At 51.6% G+C, this 18,934-nt stretch carries 20 protein-coding genes and 1 tRNA gene; 15 read left to right on the top strand and 6 right to left on the bottom strand.

The genetic code is table 11. The annotated features are described in order from the left end of the window. Window positions 1-8: 8 nt before the first annotated feature. Both yghU and EX31_RS19825 read right to left on the bottom strand, forming a co-directional pair. Entirely contained in the window at window positions 9-854 is an 846-nt protein-coding gene (gene yghU, locus EX31_RS19830; protein WP_037036288.1) for a glutathione-dependent disulfide-bond oxidoreductase, read from the bottom strand. Window positions 855-946: 92 nt separating this feature from the next. After that, complete coding sequence (locus EX31_RS19825; RefSeq protein WP_037036286.1) at window positions 947-2,008, bottom strand: LacI family DNA-binding transcriptional regulator; 1,062 nt, start codon at window positions 2,006-2,008, stop codon at window positions 947-949. A gap of 284 nt (window positions 2,009-2,292) precedes the next feature. Here EX31_RS19825 and EX31_RS19820 point away from each other — a divergent pair, with 284 nt between their 5' ends. The 4 genes from EX31_RS19820 to EX31_RS19805 are packed head-to-tail and all read left to right on the top strand — an operon-like array spanning window position 2,293 to window position 7,154. Further along, window positions 2,293-3,468 carry a Gfo/Idh/MocA family protein gene (locus EX31_RS19820; RefSeq protein ID WP_013574503.1) on the top strand — a complete coding sequence of 392 codons (1,176 nt, stop codon included), beginning with the start codon at window positions 2,293-2,295 and terminating at the stop codon, window positions 3,466-3,468. A gap of 2 nt (window positions 3,469-3,470) precedes the next feature. Then, on the top strand, window positions 3,471-4,538 hold the full coding sequence (locus EX31_RS19815) for a Gfo/Idh/MocA family protein (RefSeq protein WP_037036284.1): 1,068 nt from the start codon (window positions 3,471-3,473) through the stop codon (window positions 4,536-4,538). 13 nt (window positions 4,539-4,551) lie between these two features. After that, complete coding sequence (locus tag EX31_RS19810) at window positions 4,552-5,574, top strand: Gfo/Idh/MocA family protein (protein WP_013574505.1); 1,023 nt, start codon at window positions 4,552-4,554, stop codon at window positions 5,572-5,574. A gap of 41 nt (window positions 5,575-5,615) precedes the next feature. Beyond that, the gene (locus EX31_RS19805) at window positions 5,616-7,154 is read left to right on the top strand and encodes an MFS transporter (RefSeq protein WP_013574506.1); all 1,539 of its coding nucleotides are present in this window, start codon (window positions 5,616-5,618) and stop codon (window positions 7,152-7,154) included. Between the two features lie 42 nt (window positions 7,155-7,196). Here the strand turns inward: EX31_RS19805 and EX31_RS19800 are convergent, their stop codons facing one another. Next, on the bottom strand, window positions 7,197-7,724 hold the full coding sequence (locus EX31_RS19800) for a GNAT family N-acetyltransferase (RefSeq protein WP_037036282.1): 528 nt from the start codon (window positions 7,722-7,724) through the stop codon (window positions 7,197-7,199). Between the two features lie 250 nt (window positions 7,725-7,974). Between EX31_RS19800 and EX31_RS19795 the strand changes: the two genes are divergently transcribed. Beyond that, entirely contained in the window at window positions 7,975-8,307 is a 333-nt protein-coding gene (locus EX31_RS19795) for a hypothetical protein (protein ID WP_037036279.1), read from the top strand. A gap of 64 nt (window positions 8,308-8,371) precedes the next feature. Here EX31_RS19795 and EX31_RS19790 read toward each other — a convergent pair whose 3' ends face one another. Beyond that, window positions 8,372-9,226 carry a DUF4225 domain-containing protein gene (locus EX31_RS19790; protein WP_037036277.1) on the bottom strand — a complete coding sequence of 285 codons (855 nt, stop codon included), beginning with the start codon at window positions 9,224-9,226 and terminating at the stop codon, window positions 8,372-8,374. A 262-nt stretch (window positions 9,227-9,488) separates the two neighbouring features. On the opposite strand from EX31_RS19790, the gene nlpA reads away from it, so the two are divergent. Next, entirely contained in the window at window positions 9,489-10,307 is an 819-nt protein-coding gene (nlpA, locus tag EX31_RS19785) for a lipoprotein NlpA (RefSeq protein WP_037036274.1), read from the top strand. 34 nt (window positions 10,308-10,341) lie between these two features. Here the strand turns inward: nlpA and EX31_RS19780 are convergent. Together EX31_RS19780 and EX31_RS19775 are read right to left on the bottom strand one after the other, a co-directional pair. Then, window positions 10,342-10,416: transfer RNA gene (locus EX31_RS19780), tRNA-Arg, on the bottom strand. A 90-nt stretch (window positions 10,417-10,506) separates the two neighbouring features. After that, a complete protein-coding gene (locus EX31_RS19775) occupies window positions 10,507-11,424 on the bottom strand; it encodes a formate/nitrite transporter family protein (RefSeq protein WP_037036265.1) in 918 nt (305 codons plus the stop codon). A 248-nt stretch (window positions 11,425-11,672) separates the two neighbouring features. On the opposite strand from EX31_RS19775, the gene ccmA reads away from it, so the two are divergent. From ccmA to ccmI, 9 genes are all read left to right on the top strand, one after another. Then, window positions 11,673-12,314 (top strand): cytochrome c biogenesis heme-transporting ATPase CcmA, encoded by a 642-nt coding sequence (ccmA, locus tag EX31_RS19770; protein WP_037036261.1) that lies wholly within the window; start codon window positions 11,673-11,675, stop codon window positions 12,312-12,314. 21 nt (window positions 12,315-12,335) lie between these two features. Next, window positions 12,336-12,995 (top strand): heme exporter protein CcmB, encoded by a 660-nt coding sequence (gene ccmB, locus EX31_RS19765; protein WP_037036259.1) that lies wholly within the window; start codon window positions 12,336-12,338, stop codon window positions 12,993-12,995. Window positions 12,996-13,212: 217 nt separating this feature from the next. Continuing rightward, window positions 13,213-13,950: a heme ABC transporter permease gene (locus EX31_RS19760; RefSeq protein WP_037036257.1), complete on the top strand. Its 738-nt coding sequence runs from the start codon at window positions 13,213-13,215 to the stop codon at window positions 13,948-13,950. After that, on the top strand, window positions 13,947-14,207 hold the full coding sequence (gene ccmD / locus EX31_RS19755) for a heme exporter protein CcmD (protein ID WP_037036255.1): 261 nt from the start codon (window positions 13,947-13,949) through the stop codon (window positions 14,205-14,207). The genes EX31_RS19760 and ccmD overlap by 4 nt, the downstream gene beginning before the upstream one ends. Continuing rightward, a complete protein-coding gene (ccmE, locus tag EX31_RS19750) occupies window positions 14,204-14,698 on the top strand; it encodes a cytochrome c maturation protein CcmE (RefSeq protein WP_037036253.1) in 495 nt (164 codons plus the stop codon). Before ccmD ends, ccmE begins: the two co-directional genes overlap by 4 nt. Further along, window positions 14,695-16,668 (top strand): heme lyase CcmF/NrfE family subunit, encoded by a 1,974-nt coding sequence (locus tag EX31_RS19745; RefSeq protein ID WP_037036250.1) that lies wholly within the window; start codon window positions 14,695-14,697, stop codon window positions 16,666-16,668. Before ccmE ends, EX31_RS19745 begins: the two co-directional genes overlap by 4 nt. Beyond that, window positions 16,665-17,216, top strand: coding sequence for a DsbE family thiol:disulfide interchange protein (locus tag EX31_RS19740; RefSeq protein ID WP_013574528.1), 552 nt, complete (start codon window positions 16,665-16,667; stop codon window positions 17,214-17,216). The genes EX31_RS19745 and EX31_RS19740 overlap by 4 nt, the downstream gene beginning before the upstream one ends. Beyond that, on the top strand, window positions 17,213-17,698 hold the full coding sequence (locus tag EX31_RS19735) for a cytochrome c-type biogenesis protein (RefSeq protein WP_037036247.1): 486 nt from the start codon (window positions 17,213-17,215) through the stop codon (window positions 17,696-17,698). The genes EX31_RS19740 and EX31_RS19735 overlap by 4 nt, the downstream gene beginning before the upstream one ends. Continuing rightward, window positions 17,695-18,909: a c-type cytochrome biogenesis protein CcmI gene (gene ccmI, locus EX31_RS19730; RefSeq protein ID WP_037036245.1), complete on the top strand. Its 1,215-nt coding sequence runs from the start codon at window positions 17,695-17,697 to the stop codon at window positions 18,907-18,909. Before EX31_RS19735 ends, ccmI begins: the two co-directional genes overlap by 4 nt. Window positions 18,910-18,934: the final 25 nt, after the last annotated feature.

The following is an 18,934-nucleotide window of genomic DNA, read 5'->3' as shown; positions in this document are numbered from 1 at the left end:
GATGTCCGTTACGATTTCAGGATGCCATCGAAATCCGAGGCATCATGGCGCTCTTCCAGTTGTTCATCACCCCAGGTGCGGTTCACAATGCGTCCGCGTTTCACCGCCGGACGGCCCGCCACTTCAGCCGCCCAGCGCTGGAAGTGCTTATAAGATTCGATGTCGAGGAATTTAGCTGATTCATACAGACCGCCCTGCGCCAGGCTGCCATACCAGGTGAAAATGGCGATATCAGCAATCGTGTATTCTTCCCCGGCAATAAAACGGTGTTCAGCAAGCTGACGGTCTAATACGTCGAGCTGGCGTTTGGCTTCCATCGTAAAACGGTTAATGGCGTATTCGATTTTGACCGGCGCGTAATGGTAGAAATGACCGAAACCGCCGCCAAGATACGGCGCGGAACCTTGCAGCCAGAACAACCAGTTCAGGGTTTCAGTGCGACCGGCGAGATCTTTTGGCAGGAATTGGCCAAATTTTTCCGCCAGATACAGCAGGATGTTGCCGGATTCAAACACGCGGATTGGCGGTGTGGTTGAGTTATCCAGCAGCGCCGGAATTTTTGAGTTTGGATTGACGTTAACAAAGCCGCTGGAGAACTGATCGCCTTCATTGATGCGGATAATAAATGCATCGTATTCCGCACCGCTGATACCCAGCGCCAGTAACTCTTCCAGCAGGATCGTCACTTTCTGGCCGTTCGGCGTGCCAAGGGAATAGAGCTGAAGCGGGTGTTTACCCACCGGCAGCGTTTTTTCGTGCGTCGGGCCCGCTATCGGGCGGTTGATGTTCGAGAACTTGCTGACTTCATCTTTATTCCAGGTCCAGACTTCAGGGGGCTGATACTGTTCTGACATTGCATTCTCCGCATCTTTTTTTGAGGTTAAGACTCAAAAGTCTAGCAGGAGATAATCAATGGCGACGCTGAGAATGTGCCTTCGGGGCGCGGCTAACTGGCGGCAGGATACAACCCTTTGCGCTTCCATTTCACATCGGCCACTGACTGGCCGTTGTGAATTCTCCCCTGTAACAGCAAATTGAATTTCGCGCCGGTAGCGCGCATCAGGCGGCTTTGCAGAATATACACCGCCTCGGTACCCAGCTCGCGGCACGGCAAATGCACGGCAGTGAAACTTTGTGCCGCTGATGTTTTCATGTCGTGCGCAAAATCGATACTCATCACCGAAATATCTTCCGGGACTTTAAATCCGTATTCGTTCAGGGCATCAATGGTGGCCTGTGCAATCTGATCGCCTCCGCATAAGATGGCTGACGGCATGGTTTCCCGTTTATGCCTCCGGAGATACTTCTCAATATTTTCTCTCGCCTGTTCCCCTCCGCTGCCATGATTGACCAGCAAATGCAGGGCTTCGTCGAATACCACATGGTGTTCAAGGCAGGCGCGTTTAAAGCCATCGAGGCGCTGCATCATGGTTTCACGACGCAGGTCGGTGAACAATAAAACGGGGCGGTGACCTCTGGTAAACAGATAGTTGGCGGCACTGTAACCGATGGAATAATGATCGGCAGAAACACAGTCCAGACGCATCTCGCTGTCCTTGGCGTTGATCATTATCACCGGTTTGTTAGATTCTGCTGCCAGCCGATACAGCATCACGTCATCAATACCGATAATGACAATGCCGTCGACATCCGGCTGATGAAGTGCCTGCATAAAAACAGCGATATCCGGTTCATTGACCGCCAGCGCGCATTTACGTATGTGAATATCAAAACGCGCAACTTCCGCCGTTATTTCCTGAATCACTTCATAATAATAACGATCTTCATGGGGAGAGAAGGCGGCGGGTGGCGCACAGAGCAACAGGCAATTCATTAACAAACGGCTGGCCGGAATGTCACGCAAAATACCCATTGTTCTGGCATGGGCAAATACTTTCTCTTTTGCCTGGAGACTGACATTGGCTTTCCCTGCCAGCACACGGGAAACGGTACTCGGAGAAAGCCCGGTTAACTCCGCTATTTGCCTGATTTTTAATTTTCCCGTCATTTTGTGATCAATGCCTCAAATGGAGATGGACTTATTGCCATGGTTAACTGGTTGTAATTCATGGGCTATTCAGCATGATAGCAAATCCCGCAAACGGCACTGCAATTCCTGTCACAAATAACAGTTGTTGGAAAAAAAAACCATTATTACTCTCCAGAATATAAACCTCATAAACAAAAAATAAGGTATTTATCTGTGCTGAATCTATAAAGAATTCAACACGGTGACGCCCTTTATGCGGCTTAAATCCGCCAGCTGTTCGATTAAATATAAGGAGTAAGAGAATGCTGAAAATAGCAATTATTGGTACGGGTAATATTTCACATAACCATATTCAGGGATATTTAGAGTTTGCTGATCGTTGCCAGATTGTTGCGCTGGTAGATATTTATCCTGAAAAAGCGGAAGAGAAAAAACGGCATTATGGCCTGACGAACGCCAGGGTCTATGCCAGCCATGAGGAAATCCTCAATGATGCAGATATCGACATTTTTGACGTCTGCACGCCGCCGTATGTCCACGCCGAAATCTCGATTAATGCGCTGAACGCAGGCAAACACGTGTTGTGTGAAAAGCCGATGGCGGCGTCATTACAGGAATGCGACGCGATGATCAGCGCGGCGCAGGCGAGCGGGAAAACGCTGTCAATCATCGCGCAAAACCGTTTTACCGACGCGTTCTGGCGGCTGAAAAAAGTGCTCGATTCCGGTGAGACCGGCAAAGTGTGTCATGCACAGGTGGATTCTTTCTGGTGGCGCGGTCATTCCTATTACGATTTGTGGTGGCGCGGCACCTGGGAAAAAGAAGCGGGCGGTTGCACGCTCAATCACGCCGTTCACCATATTGACGCGATTCAGTGGATGCTCGGTTTTCCTTCTGAAGTGGTCTCGATGATTACCAACGCTGCGCATGATAATGCCGAAGTGGAAGATCTCTCGGCGGCCATTTTCAAATATGACTCCGGCGCACTGACCCAACTGACGGCTTCCGTGGTGCATCACGGCGAAGATCAGAAGATTGTTATTCAGGGCGAGAAAGCGCGAATTTCAGCCCCGTGGGACAAATACGCCAGCATTTCTGCGCCGAACGGTTTCCCGATTGATGCGCGTGACACGGATCGTGAAAACCAGCTTGAAGACATTTACCAGTCGATTCCCAAACTCACTTATACCCTGCACACCGGCCAGATCGACAATTTCCTGACCGCACTGGAAACCGGTACCGCGCCGCTGATTGACGGCATTCAGGGCAAGCGTTCACTGGAACTGATTGCCGCGATTTATAAATCCGCCATTACCCGCAGCATTGTGTCACTGCCGTTGTCGCCGGAAGATCCGTTTTATCAAACCGGCGGGCTGGTTTCGCTGGCGCCGCACTTTTATGAAAAATCAGCATCGGTGGAAAACTTCGCCAATGAAGATGCGATCCCTCTCGGCAAAAATATGGATAAAGGAGCCTGAACATGAGCAATAAAGACGGTATGAATTATGCGCCGGTAGGGAAACCGCAACCTGTGGTAAAGCCCGGTGAATTCGTGTTTGCTGCTGCGGCCCTGGATCACGGGCATATCTACGGTATGTGTAACGGGCTGATCGAGGCGGGCGCCAGCCTGAAATGGGTTTACGATCCGGATCCGGTAAAAGTGGAGAAATTTGTCGCCCAGTATCCGCAGGTTAAGGTCGCGGAGTCATTGCAGATACTCCTTGATGACCGTGAAGTGCAGATGATCGCGGGGGCGGGCATTCCGTCTGAACGCTGCGCGCTGGGGCTGAAAGTCATGGCAGCCGGGAAAGACTATTTCAGCGACAAAGCGCCGCTGACCACGCTGGAACAACTGGCGCAAGCGAAGGCCAAAGTGGCCGAAACCGGGCGCAAATATGCCGTGTATTACAGCGAACGCCTGCACGTAGAAAGTGCGGTCTTCGCGGGCCAGCTGGTGCATGAAGGGGCAATCGGACGCGTGATCCAGACGCTGGGTACCGGCCCGCATCGTGAGGGTGAAGGGCGTCCTGACTGGTTCTACGAGAGAGCGCGTTTTGGCGGCATCCTGTGTGATATCGGCAGCCATCAGATTGAACAATTTCTGTTTTATACCGGCAACAGTGACGCGCAGGTTGTGGCAGCCCAGGCCCTTAATTTCAATCACCCGCAGTATCCGCGTTTCGAAGACTTTGGCGACACGATGCTGAAAGGCGATAACGGCGCACGGGGTTATTTCCGCTGCGACTGGTTCACACCAGAAGGGCTGAGCACCTGGGGCGACGGCCGTCTGACGCTGCTCGGCACCGAAGGTTATATCGAGATCCGCAAATATGTTGATCTCACGCTCGGCGAGCAGGACGTGGTGTATCTGGTGAATCAACACGGCGAGTTCCGTTACCCGGTTTCCGGCAACGTCGGCTTCCCGTTCTTTGGTCAGTTGATCCTCGATTGCCTGAACCGCACCGAGTACGCCATGACCCAGGAGCATGCGTTTAAAGCTGCCGAGCTGTGCATCCGGGCACAGATGCTGGCAAACGGAACCCACTAAACGGGACCAGATGATGAAAACTCTCCAGGCTGCGGTGATCGGTTGCGGGTCTATCCATACCTGCCATGTGGCAGCGATCCGGCACGAACCGGATTGCCAGTTAAGGGCGATTGCGGAGTGCGATATTGGCAAAGGCCGGGCGCTGGCGCAGGAATATGGCTGTGATTTTTACACGGATTATCACGAAATGTTGTGCGATCCGCAGATTGACGTGGTGCATATCTGCCTGCCGCATCATCTGCACAAGGAGGCTATTCTCGCCGCGCTGGCGGCGGGAAAGCATGTTTTTACCGAGAAACCGGTGGCGCTGAATATCGGAGAAGTCAGCGCCATTAAACTCGCGGCGTCACAGGCTGCGGGGCTGACAGGCGTGTGTTACCAGAACCGTCTGAATCCTTCCAGTCAGAAAATTAAAACGCTGCTGGAAAGCGGGCAACTGGGCAACATGCTGAGCATCAAAGCTATTCTGACCTGGTCGCGCAGTGGTGCCTATTACAGCGAAAGCCTGTGGCGCGGGCGTTTTGCCACTGAAGGCGGCAGCCTGCTGATCAATCAGGCGATACATACGCTGGATTTAATGCAGTGGTTTGGCGGCGGTGTTCACGCGCTGAAAGGCGTGGTGGAAAGAACCTTTCTCAGTGAGCTGACTGAAAATGAAGACACAGCGATGGTCAGCCTGAAAATGGGCAACGGTGCGCATGGATTGTTTTACGCAACGAACTGCCACAGCACCGATTCACCGTTGCTGCTGGAAATTCATTGTGAAAAAGGACTGTTGCAGTTGTATCACAACGTGTTGTGGCTGATTGAAGGAGAAAATAAAACGCTGCTGATAAGTGATGACAGCCCGTCAGGAACAGCCAAAAGCTACTGGGGCGACAGTCATCGTCAGGCAGTCTCGAATTTCTATCATTCTGTACGTCATCCGGAAGAACAAAATTATATCTCTGTTTCACAAGCCGAAGTTTCCCTGAATATTGTCGGTGCGATTTACCGCTCCTCACAATCAGGGAAATGGATCACGTTGGCTGATTAAATCTCTATTAATAATAACCCTACATTCACAGGATAATAATAATGAAACCTACTGAACGCAGAGTAGGTTACGGCACGGCTATAGGCTATGGCGTAACTGATTTATTTGGCGGTGGTGCATTCGCCGTTATCGGTACCTGGCTTTTATTCTTCTATACCATGTATTGCGGATTAACCGTTTTAGAAGCGGGATCTATTTTTGCTATTGCCCGTGTCATTGATGCCGTATTAAGTCCGATCATGGGTTATATCACCGATCACTTCGGAAATACCTGGCTCGGAAAACGGTTTGGTCGCCGCCGGTTTTTCCTGCTGATCAGTTCGCCACTGATGTTCCTGTATGCGCTGGTCTGGGTAAAGGACATGGGCTACTGGTATTATCTTGGCACATATCTGTCGATTGAATTACTTTCGGCGATGGTGCTGGTGCCGTGGGAAACGCTGGCCGCCGAGATGACCAACCGCTTCGGCGAACGTACCCGTCTCGCCGGTGTACGTATGATTTGCTCGCAGCTCGGCGGTTTCCTGGCTGTGTCTGTGCCGGGCGTCATCATGATGTTTACCGGTAAAGATAATCCGATGACGTATACCTATACCGGCATATTCTTCGCCACGGTATTTTGTATCGCGGTATTCACCACATGGCTGTGTACCTGGGAAGCCAAAGACGTGCGGGATCCGAATGAGCCGGAACCGGAAATGGAAACCGGCGGCAGTCTCTGGCATCATCTGAAGAGTCTGGTTTTAGATTTTATCTCATCCTTTAATATCCGCATGTTCCGCCAGCATATTATTATTTATATTGCTTCCTTCACCGCCATGGACGTATTCGGTGCCGTCTTTACCTACTATGTGGTTTATGGTCTGAATCAGGATGTGGGATCGGTTTCCGGATATTTAAGTGTGGCGGCCTTTGTTTCTGTACCATCGACGATTGTTTATATGATGGTGATGGAACGAATGAATCTTTCGCCTTCTGCCGCGCTGCGAATCGCCTATGGTTGTATATTCTTTGTGCTGGCTGCTCTGTTTTATATTTATATCACCAATGCAACGGTGCCGTTAATTCTCTTTACTTCCATCTTCGTTATTTTAGGCTTTGGACGTTCAGGGCTTTATTATATTCCGTGGAATATTTACAGCTTTATCCCGGACGTCGATGAAATAGTCACCAAAAAACGTCGTGAAGGAATTTTTGCCGGTGTGATGGTGTTTACCCGTAAAAGTACCGTTGCGATTGCCATCATGGTGATTGGCCTGGTACTGGAAGAAAGTGGATTTGTGAAAGGGCAGGGTGCTCAGCCGCTCAGTGCGTTACACGCGATCATCGGCCTGATGATCTTCGCCACCGGTGCGTTACTGGCGATCAGCTTCTACATGACCTTCAAATTCAAGCTGACGCGGGACACACATAAAATCCTGATCAAGGAAACCGCCCGTCTGAAACTGGGTGGCGCGCAGGAAGACTGCGATGAAGTGTCACGTAAGGTGATTAAAGATCTGACCGGTTACGAATACAACGAAGTCTGGGGCGGGAGCGCGACACGTAAAACCGCGAGGGAAAAGTTAGCGATTGAGTAACCCGTAACCTGCGGGCCGCAACCGGCCCGCAGGTATTTTCTGTCAGTGATCCTGCGCGGGCAGGGTCTGGTTTCCGTCACCCAGCGCGAGCTGCATAAACACGGTGTCCAGCCAGCGGCCATGCTTAAATCCAACGCTATGCAGGGTGCCTTTCATCTGAAACCCGGCGGCGAGATGTAAGCCAATTGAGGCTTTATTTTCGCTGTCACCGACGTTACCGATCAACTGACGATAGCCGTGGGTTTCTGCCCAGTCTATCGCCCGTCGCAGCAGCGCTTTACCCGCACCGCGTTTCTGAAAAGCAGGATCAATATAGATAGAATCCTCCAGCGTGTGGCGATACGCATAGCGTTCGCGATAATGACCCAGATAGCAATATCCCTTCACTTCATCCTCATGCAAAACCACCAGCCAGAGCAAACCTGCCTCTTTAATCTTCTTCAGTCGGCCCGCCATCTCGCGTTCATCCGGGGGCTGTGTCTCGAACGAGGCGGTTCCATGGAGAACGTGCCAGGCATAAATTTTCTGTATCGCGGGAATATGCTGCTCTCCGGCTTCAATAATTTCCATTCTTGCAGGTTCTCATTGGTTATTTCTGATAAGCCTACTCTTTCCGAAAAGGGGCGGGGAGGGCAAACTGTTTATGACTGATATAAGTAAAAGATCTGGATATAGTACGGAATTTGAACAACGAAGGTCGTCTTTTTAGCAAACAATTTTGAGACAAACGTAGCAGATTTATAGAGTTAAGCATTTTCTAAAAATTGATTATGTTATGCTTTTACTCTTTCTGTGGTTGTTATTTTTAAGGATGAAAATAATGAAAAACAAAGCGTTGTTGGTATCAATGAAAACATCCGGGTTTCGCAATAGTGAAATCGAGTGGGTAAGCAACCGGGCGAAGAAATTAAGCATAACACCCTCAGCACTTCTGTCGGAGTTATCAGCAGTTTTTCTTAAATTGATACTGTCTCATAGTCTGATTGTTATTATTTTTGTGCTCACAATCGTGTTGAATTATCAGGATATGGAAGAGCCAGAGTTGATCTCTCTGATATTCACCTATGCTGTCGCTTGTTTAATCATTACAATGTTTGGTCCTTTAATTATATCTTTTAAATCGTTTAGAATGTTAAGAAAAGAAAAACTTTGAAATCATAAAATTCGTGGCCTGTAATTATTATTAGTAGGGGTTTTTAATGATCGAGTTATTTATTTCATTTCGTTGGGAATGGGAAGGGTATAATTGTAGTGACAGGTTGCAGCGAATCACTCATCGCTTTGATTGTTAATCCGTCTATCCCTATTTCTATTTTCAATGCTCTGTTTGTCATGTTTCTGAATCCAAATACGGTATCATCATACATATAATAATAGAGCCTGTTTTTTTCCGGTTTAAGAACGGATCGTGAGAGGGTATATGTCGATAATAGTAAGTCAACGCCGCCATAGATGATATCCCCTTGTTCGCTTGTTAGGCCAACGTGTTGCGCTGCGCTTTCATAACCTTTCCTTAAATATCCTTTATAGGTTCTATTTCCAGTAATAATGGCGGTAAAGTTTTCCTGAATCGCTCCAAGTCCATGGATGACTAATGTAATGCCCGCAATATTACCAATGACCGCGCCTGGCCCGGTAACATAACCGCCTCCAATTAATCCAATACCAGTATGTATCTGAAGAGCGCCTGAAACAATGCCGATGCCTTTTACGAAATAATAAAGTGGTGTTTCCAGAGCACGGTCAATGATATCAAGTGACAGTAAAATCATGAGTCTGACTTGTTTATATTTTAGCTTAAAAACCTGATCGGAAAGATATCTTCTTTCCTGTTTTAAAACCCGGATAGCTTGAAGTTTTTTGTCAGGTGTTGATTCATTGTTGATTATTTCTTTCTGGTGCTCAATGAAAAGGGAGAGGTTATTGATGAAATCTTGTTTAACTTTGACATTTTTTAAGTAATTCGATGCGATTAGCATTTCTTGTAATAATGCTCTGATTTCAAGATTACCCATTATTTGATAGTAATCATTTGCCCGAGCATTATCTCTATGTAGTATATATTCATCCATTTTATATTTCCACTTCCTATGAAGTTGATATTAAAATACAGTTTACCCCCATCTTTTTGCAAATGAATGAAACATCTTTGAGTCACAAATCTCATAAATAAAGCAAAGGACGTGCGCGCCACATGAGTTATGAGGAAATCGATGGTATTGTCTATATAATTTTATATTATAAGCGATGCTTTATTGGTTTTTTAAACAGCGACCATCCTCCTGCTATAGTCATTTTCATTACGCATTAGCGGTTATTTTTTAAGGAAAAAAAGTGAAACTGACGATAGCTCATTTACGCACGGGTGTTGTATTTTTGCTGGCAGGATTACTGCTGGCGGGTTGTGATCAAAAAAGTGGTGATGCAAAACATATCAAAGTCGGCGTGATTAATGGCGCAGAGCAGGATGTGGCGGAAGTGGCGAAAAAGGTCGCGAAGGATAAATACGGTCTGGACGTCGAACTGGTTGGTTTCAGCGGCTCATTATTACCGAATGACGCGACCGAACATGGCGATCTGGATGCGAATGTTTTCCAGCACCGTCCGTTCCTTGATCAGGATAACAAAGCCCACGGCTACCATCTGGTGGTGGTCGGCAACACCTTTGTGTTCCCGATGGCGGGCTACTCGAAAAAAATCAAAACCGTGGATCAACTGAAAGACGGCGCAACCGTGGCGATCCCAAATGATCCGACCAACTTAGGCCGTGCGCTTCTGCTGCTGCAAAAAGAGAAACTGATCACGCTGAAAGAAGGCAAGGGCCTGCTACCAACGGCGCTGGATATCACCGAAAACCCGCATCATCTGAATATTATGCAACTGGAAGGCGCGCAACTCCCCCGCGTACTGGACGACCCGAAAGTCGATGTGGCGATCATCAGCACGACCTATATCCAGCAAACCGGATTATCACCGGTGCATGACAGCGTGTTTATCGAAGATAAAAATTCGCCGTACGTGAATATTCTGGTTTCGCGCCCGGACAATAAAGATGCGGAAAATGTGCAAGAGTTTCTGAAATCCTATCAGTCGCCAGAAGTGGCGAAAGCGGCAGAAAAAATCTTTAACGGCGGCGCGGTGCCGGGCTGGTGAGGGGGTTTGTGGGGAATATTATGAGCACTAAAAATGGTGTCCCCTACAGGAATCGAACCTGTAACTAGCCCTTAGGAGGGGCTTGTTATATCCGTTTAACTAAGGAGACACGGGCGCCTGTGGAAAGCGCCCGCGTAGTATACCCATTTTTCTCGTAATAATAAGGCATCAGGCTGCCGTTTGGTCGTTTCCTCGCCACTCAGGGCTTCGCGGCCTCTTTTTTCGCTGCTTCCTGCTCCTCTTTCTTCGCTTCAGCTTTCTTCTGATTACTCATATCGTTGCGGATCTGCGCGTGGCTGATCAGCGCGAAGATAAAGGTGCCGCCGAAGATGTTGCCGGCCAGTGTCGGCAGGGCGAACGGCCAGATAAATTCGTACCAGGGAATGGCGCCCGAGAACACCAGATACAGCACTTCTACCGATCCGACCACGATGTGCGTCAGGTCGCCAATCGCCACCATATACGTCATCAGCATGATCACCCACAGTTTGGCGGTCCCGGCAGAAGGGATCATCCAGACCATGGTGGCAATCAGCCAGCCGGAAACCATACCGCCGACAAACATACCTTCGGGGTCTTTTTTCATGATATCCATGCTGATGGTGCGAAACGCCTCGTCGGTTGCCGTGTCGAAGAAGGGCACCAGATGAAACACCAGCGCCGCCAGTCCGCCGCCGATGACGTTACCCGCCAGCACGATGCCCCATAAACGCAGCAACAACAGAATGTTTCTGCCGGTCGGTTTTTGCATGATGGGTAACACGGCAGTAACGGTGTTTTCGGTAAATAACTGCTGGCGCGCCATGATCACAATAATGAACCCGACGGTATAACCGATATTTTCAATGAAGAAACGTTCCGGTGTATCGGGCAGGCGGGCGTGAAGAATGCCTTTTGCCATCAGCGAGGCGCTGATCGACAATCCGGCTGCAATTGCCGACCACAGCAACGCCTGTCCGTCGCGCTCAAGCTCTTTTTCACCTTCCATGCGGATAACTTCGTGAACGGCGGCCGCTTTCGACGGCAAGTTCTCTTCACCGGTCTCGATTTCCTTTCCCTGCGTATGTTCGTCACTGTCAACATCCTTGTCATTGTGATGCTGTTTTTCTCCGGCCATCGTTGTTCCCCAAAAGTAAAGCAAAGTGATTGCAGATATGTTCATGAGTAAGCATAGGCGAGGCAGGTGAATTATGAGCAGGTATACAAAAAAGTTACAAACCGTTAACCCATGAACCTGATGGAACATTTCAGAAGATGTTTGCCGGATTTCAGGCTTTTCAGCCGGGTAAACTGTGCCTCCCTGAGCTGCGTCGCGCCTGACGCCTGTGATATGATGCACACTTGTGAAAAATAAGAGACATCACCATGTTTGAAGCCCTTGATCTGAGCTGTGTTCGTGATGAACGAACCCTGTTTAGCGGCTTAAGTTTCACTATCGAACCGGGCGAAATGGTGCAGATCGAAGGCCGTAACGGTGCCGGTAAAACCAGTTTACTGCGTATTCTTGCCGGGCTGTCCTCTCCGGACGCCGGTGAAGTCCGCTGGCAGGGCGTGAGTACCCGCCGTCAGCGCGATATTTTCCATCAGCAGCTTCTGTACCTCGGCCATCAGCCCGGCGTAAAGTCAGTGCTTACTGCGTTTGAAAACCTTGCCTTTTATCTGTCTGTGAATGGCCCGATGGTCAGAGGTAATGCCAGCGCGGAAGCGATTTATCAGGCGCTGGAAAACGTCGGATTGCTGGGTTATGAAGATGTGACGGTGGCGCAGATGTCCGCCGGGCAGCAACGCCGCGTCGCACTGGCGCGTCTGTGGCTGAGCGATGCGCCGCTATGGATCCTCGATGAACCGCTGACCGCCATTGATAAACAAGGCGTTGCCACACTGATTGCGCTGTTCGAACAGCATGCGCAGCGGGGTGGAATGGTGTTGCTGACAACGCATCAGGATTTGCAGGGTGTTAACCGCGACGTGCGAAAACTTCGTCTGACCAGCGCAGAGCCGGTGTGACGCGAAGGGGATATAAAAGGAATGTTTACGAAAGTCCTGCGCCGCGAGCTGAAAATTGCCTTTCGCAAAAGCGCTGAAATTATCAATCCGCTGTGGTTTTTCCTGATTGTGATTACGCTGTTCCCGTTAGGGATCGGCCCTGAGCCTGAACTGCTGGCGCGCATTGCGCCCGGCATTGTCTGGGTCGCCGCGCTGTTATCTTCCCTGCTGGCGCTGGAAAGATTGTTCCGTGATGACTATCTCGATGGCACGCTCGAGCAGCTTCTGTTATTGCCTTCGCCGCTGGCACTCACGGTTCTGGGGAAAGTATGTGCTCACTGGGTGGTGACGGGGTTGCCGTTACTGATCCTTTCACCGCTGATTGCGCTGCTGCTTTCGCTGGATTTTGAGACCTGGAAAGCCGTCGCAGTGACGATTTTACTGGGCACGCCGACGCTGAGTTTTATCGGTGCGATTGGTGTGGCGCTGACCGTCGGGCTGCGCAAAGGTGGCGTTCTGCTCAGTCTGCTGGTATTGCCGCTGTATATTCCGGTGCTGATTTTTGCCACCGGCGCGATTGATGCCGCATCGATGTCGATGCCGATCGGCGGTTATCTCGCCATTCTTGGCGCGATGCTGGCAGGCAGTGCAACGTTAGCGCCTTTCGCGACAGCCGCCGCTTTGAGAGTGAGTATCCACTGACACTTTTTGCCGGTAAAAGGCGATAGCACAGAATTATTTTACGTGTCGTTACAATAGAGAAGAAAAAACGCAACCTTTGACTAACATCACACTTCTCTATAGTGAACAATAGAGCTGCCAATAATAAGTGCGGGTGATTTAACACTGACCGCGCAAGAACCCACCGAGGTTTCACGGCATATCACACAGTGACATTTTAGAGTGAGCAACGATAACAATGTGGAAATGGTTACATCAACTCGCCAGGCCTGAACGGCTTTACCACGTCTGTGACCGGTTCATTCCCTGGCTCGGGATTGTGGGGCTTGCCTGCCTGCTGATTGGCTGGGTATGGGGTTTTGGCTATGCGCCGCCGGATTACCAGCAAGGTAACAGTTACCGGATTATGTATATTCATGTCCCGGCGGCCATCTGGTCGATGGGGATTTACAGCGGGATGGCGATTGCGGCATTTATCGGCCTGGTGTGGCAGATGAAAATGTCCGATCTGGCGGTAGCGGCAATGGCACCGGTTGGCGCTGTTTTCACCTTTATCGCGCTGGTCACCGGCTCGGCATGGGGCAAACCGATGTGGGGCACCTGGTGGGTGTGGGACGCGCGTCTGACCTCCGAACTGGTGTTACTGTTTCTGTATCTCGGTGTGATAGCGCTGTATAACGCCTTTGACGACCGGCGTCTGGCCGGGCGTGCCGCCGGTATTCTGGTGCTGGTCGGCGTGGTGAATATTCCTATCATCCATTACTCCGTGCAGTGGTGGAATACGCTGCATCAGGGTTCCACCAATATGCAGCAGACCATCGACCCGAGCATGCGTTATCCGCTGCGCTGGGCGATTTTCGGTTACCTGTTCTTCTTTATTACCCTGACGCTGATGCGGTTACGAAACCTGATTTTGGTGCAGGAACGTCTGCGTCCGTGGGTGGCCGGTCTTGTGAATAAGGAGCGTCGCGGATGAGTCCTGCATTCTCAAGCTGGCATGATTTCTTTGCGATGGGCGGCTACGCCTTTTATGTCTGGCTGTCGGTCGCTGCCACGCTGCTCTCGCTGGTTGTGCTGGTGGCGCATACCCTGATTCAGCACCGGCAAATCCTCGGCGACGTCCGTCGTCGTCAGGCACGCGAAAAACGCATCAGTCAGTCTCAGTCTAAAAAACAGCCAGGCGCACAGACGTCACCGCTGGAACCGGACGCATCCCCGGAGAAGTTATTGTGAATCCACGTCGTAAAAAGCGGCTGTCGCTGGCGCTGGTGGTGCTGATCGGTCTTGGTCTGAGCATTTCACTGGTGATGTACGCGCTGCGCTCCAACATTGATTTGTTTTATACACCCAGTGAGATTCTGCAAGGTAAAGGCGAAAACCACGAACTGCCGACGGTGGGCCAGCGCCTGCGTATCGGCGGCATGGTGATGCCCGGCTCCGTGAAACGTGACCCGAAAAGTTTGCAGGTGAGCTTTAAAATTTATGATGCGCGTGGCGCGATTGCCGTGACCTACAACGGCATCCTTCCCGACCTGTTCCGTGAAGGGCAGGGCGTGGTGGCGCAGGGTGTGATGGAACCGGGGAATGTGGTGAATGCCATTCAGGTTCTGGCAAAACACGACGAAAAATATGTGCCGCCGGAAGTTGCCGACGCCATGAAAGAAAACCACAAAGGACCAGCTTCGGCCTACGTGGGTAACGATAAAGGAAACGACCGCTCATGATGCCGGAACTGGGAACATTTGCACTCTGTCTGGCATTAGGGCTGGCGGTATTGCTGAGTATTTATCCGCAGTGGGGCGCCGCACGTCAGGACGGGCGGATGATGGCGATGGCGCGCCCGTTGTCTTACGGCATGTTTGCCTGCATCGCGCTGGCGTTCATTATTCTGGTGCATGCGTTTGTGGTGAATGATTTCACCGTCGCCTATGTTGCTAATAATTCCAACACCCACCTGCCGGTGTATTACCGCGTGGCGGCGACGTGGGGAGCGCACGAAGGTTCGCTGCTGCTGTGGGTGTTATTACTCAGTTGCTGGACGCTTGCCGTGGCGCTGTTCAGCCGCCGTATGCCGCAGGATGCGGTGTCGCGCGTGCTGGCGGTGATGGGCATGATCACCGGCGGATTCCTGCTGTTTATTCTGCTAACATCCAACCCGTTCATCCGCTCGTTGCCGAATTTCCCGGTGGACGGCAGCGACCTGAATCCGGTGTTACAGGACATCGGCCTGATATTCCATCCGCCATTGCTGTACATGGGGTATGTCGGTTTCTCTGTGGCCTTTGCTTTCGCGATTGCTTCGCTGATGGCAGGGCGTCTGGATACCGCGTGGGCGCGCTGGTCGCGTCCGTGGACACAAGCCGCCTGGGTGTTTCTGACCATCGGTATCGTGCTTGGATCGGCGTGGGCGTATTACGAATTAGGCTGGGGCGGCTGGTGGTTCTGGGATCCGGTTGAAAACGCCTCCTTTATGCCGTGGCTGGCGGGTACGGCGCTGATCCACTCGCTCGCCGTCACCGAAAAACGCGGGACGTTCAAAGCCTGGACGGTGCTGCTGGCCATCACTGCATTTTCGCTGTGTCTGCTCGGGACTTTCCTGGTGCGCTCCGGCGTGCTGGTTTCGGTTCACTCGTTTGCCTCAGATCCGGCACGCGGCATGTTTATTCTCGCGTATCTGGTCATTGTGATCGGCGGTTCGCTGCTGCTGTACGCCTTTAAAGGTAACTCGGTGCGCGCACCAAGCCGTCATGAACTGCATTCCCGCGAAAGTTATTTGCTGGGCAATAACGTATTGCTGGTGGCGGCGATGCTGGTGGTGCTGCTCGGTACGCTGCTGCCGCTTATCCACAAACAGCTCGGGCTGGGCAGTATTTCTATCGGTGAACCCTTCTTTAATACGATGTTTACCTGGCTGATGGCGCCGCTGGCGCTGTTGTTAGGCATCGGACCGCTGGTGCGCTGGCGTCGTGATGAGCCCAGTAAACTGTGGCGTCGTCTGGGCGTGGCGCTGGTCGTCACGCTGGTACTGTCGATTCTTCTGCCGTGGTTGTTGCAGGATAAAATCGTCGGTATGACCGTGGTGGGAATGCTGATGTCGGTGTGGGTGATTGTGCTGACGTTGATGGAACTGCACGAACGCGCCACCCATCGTCATTCATTCTGGCGCGGTCTGACCAAACTTTCCCGCAGTCACTGGGGCATGGTGCTCGGCCATCTGGGTGTTGCGGTGACGGTGATCGGCATCGCGTTTAGCCAGAATTATAGCGTTGAACGTGATGTGCGCATGAAGTCCGGCGATACCGTGGATATTCATGATTATCACTTTATCTTCCGCGACGTTCGCGACATCACCGGCCCGAACTATACCGGCGGTGAGGCGAATATTGATGTGACGCAGAACGGCAAGCAAGTCACCACGCTGCACGCCGAAAAACGCTTCTACAGCGTGGCGCGCAGCATGATGACCGAAGCGGCCATCGACGGCAATCTGGCGCGTGACCTGTATGCGGCGCTCGGCGAAGAGATGGACGATGGCTCGTGGGCAGTGCGTTTGTACTACAAACCGTTCGTCCGCTGGATCTGGCTCGGTGGCCTGTTTATGGCGGCCGGTGGCGTGCTGTGTATTCTCGACCCGCGTTATCGCATGAGCAAAAAGCTTAAGAAGCAAGGTCTGGCGGAGGCTGAAGAAGCATGAACCGTAAACTCCTCTTTATTCCGCTGATTTTGTTCCTGGCGCTGGCCGCGGCTTTTCTGGTGCAACTGACCCGTAATGCCAACGGCGATGATCCGACGCTGCTGGAATCAGCCCTGATTGGCAAACCGGTGCCGGTGTTCAAACTGGAATCGCTGGCGCAGGCGGGCAAAACCTACGATCAGTCGGTACTGCGCGATGGCAAACCGATGCTGCTCAACGTCTGGGCAACGTGGTGTCCGACCTGCCGCGCCGAACATGATTATCTCAATACGCTGGCGGCAAAAGGTGTCCGTGTGGTCGGCCTGAACTACAAAGACGACCGGCAGAAAGCGGTCAACTGGCTGAACACGCTGGGCAATCCTTACATGCTGAGTCTTTACGACGGCGACGGCATGCTGGGGTTAGATCTGGGTGTTTATGGCGCGCCGGAAACCTTCCTGATCGACGGGCAGGGCATTATCCGCTATCGCCATGCCGGTGACTTAAATGAAAAAGTCTGGCAGACCGAAGTTCTGCCGCTGTACAAAAAATACGGAGGCAATGTATGAGACTGATTTCATCGCTGCCTGCGTTGTTGCTGGGCATGCTGCTGAGTGTCAGCGCGTTCGCCTCCATCGACACCTATCAGTTCAAATCGCCGGAACAGGAACAGGCTTACCGGGACATCACGGCGCAGTTGCGTTGCCCGAAATGTCAGAACACCAATATTGCCGCGTCGGATTCGATTATCGCCGCCGATATGCGCACCAAGGTGTTTCAGTTGCTTAATGAAGGGCATGACAGACAGCAAATCGTCGCGTATATGGTGGCGCGTTATGGCAATTTCGTGACTTACGAACCGCCGGTCACGCCCTCTACCTTTATTTTGTGGCTCGGGCCGGTGCTGGTCATTGTTATCGGCGCAGGCATGATTTTTATGCGTTCCCGCCGGGGTGCTGCGCGCACTGAAAACACGGCCACACCAATGTCAGAACAAGAGAGACAGCGCCTGGCGCAGTTACTTAAAGACAGCGACAGGAAAGGATCATGAGCATTTTTTGGCTGTGCATTTTGGCGATGCTGGTTATCGCACTGGCGCTGTTTATCGTGCCGGTTATCCGTGGCGACCGCGCGGAATACACGTCCCGCGATGCGCTGAATAAAGCGTTTTATCATCACCGTTTGACTGAGCTGGAAGAAGACGAAGCGCAGGGCGTGGTGGACGAACGTCCGGCGCATATTCAGGAATTGCAGGAAAACTTACTGACGGATATTCCGGCGGGTCAGGTGTCCGCCGCCATTCAGCCGATTGGTCGCTGGACGCTGGTGCCCGGTGCTATTTTGCTGGTGATGATCACGCTGGGTTTGTATCTCTACGCCGGTGGTCTGGGGCAGGTGAGTGCGTGGAATCAGGTCATGCAGCGTATGCCCGATTTACGCCATCGCATTGCTGATGATCACGGCGCGCCGCTGACCGCCACCGACGTACAGGATTTAGGGCTCGGATTGCGTACCGATTTGCAGGCAAATCCGCATAATATCCAGGACTGGGTGATGCTTGGCCGTGTAGGGATGGCGCTCAATAATGCCGCCACCGCCACGCAGGCTTATGCCCACGCTTATCAGCTCGCGCCGGATGATATGTCAGTCAAACTCGGTTATGCCGAAGTGTTAACCCGTTCGTCCGATCCGCAGGATAACCTTACCGGCGGCAACCTTTTGCGCAGTATGCTGGAAAAATCTCAGGGTGATCTGCGTGTATTAAGTCTGCTGGCCTATAATGAATATGAACAGGGACACTACCCGCAAGCCATTGGCGCGTGGGAAGTTATGCAGAAAATCCTGCCAGCCGGTGACAAACGCCTGGAAATGGTCAATGCCAGCATTGCGCAGGCAAAACAAAAAGCGGGGCTGGATCAGGTTAAACTGGCGGTCAATGTCACGCTTTCTGCTGAGGCTCAGGTGAAACTTCCGCAGAATGGCACGGTCTTTATTTCGGTGACAGATGGCAGCAGTCCGGTGCCGGTTGCGGTGAAAAAGCTGCCGCTGAGCCGCTTCCCGCTGGCGATCACTGTCGATGACAGCAACGCAATGATGCCGGAACGCTTGCTTTCTTCGCTGCATCAATTAAAAGTACGCGTTCGTATTTCACAAAATGGTCTGGCAACGCCAGCCTCAGGTGACTGGTACGGCGACAGTCCGCTGACTGATTTTTCCGGCAACGGTCAGGTCAGCATTGAGATTAATCAGCAGGTTCCTTAATCAGGAACCGACGATCAAAAACAGG

Source organism: Rahnella sp. WP5 (assembly GCF_000745615.1).
Lineage (GTDB): Bacteria > Pseudomonadota > Gammaproteobacteria > Enterobacterales > Enterobacteriaceae > Rahnella > Rahnella aceris.
This window is presented reverse-complemented; position numbering and strand designations above follow the sequence as displayed.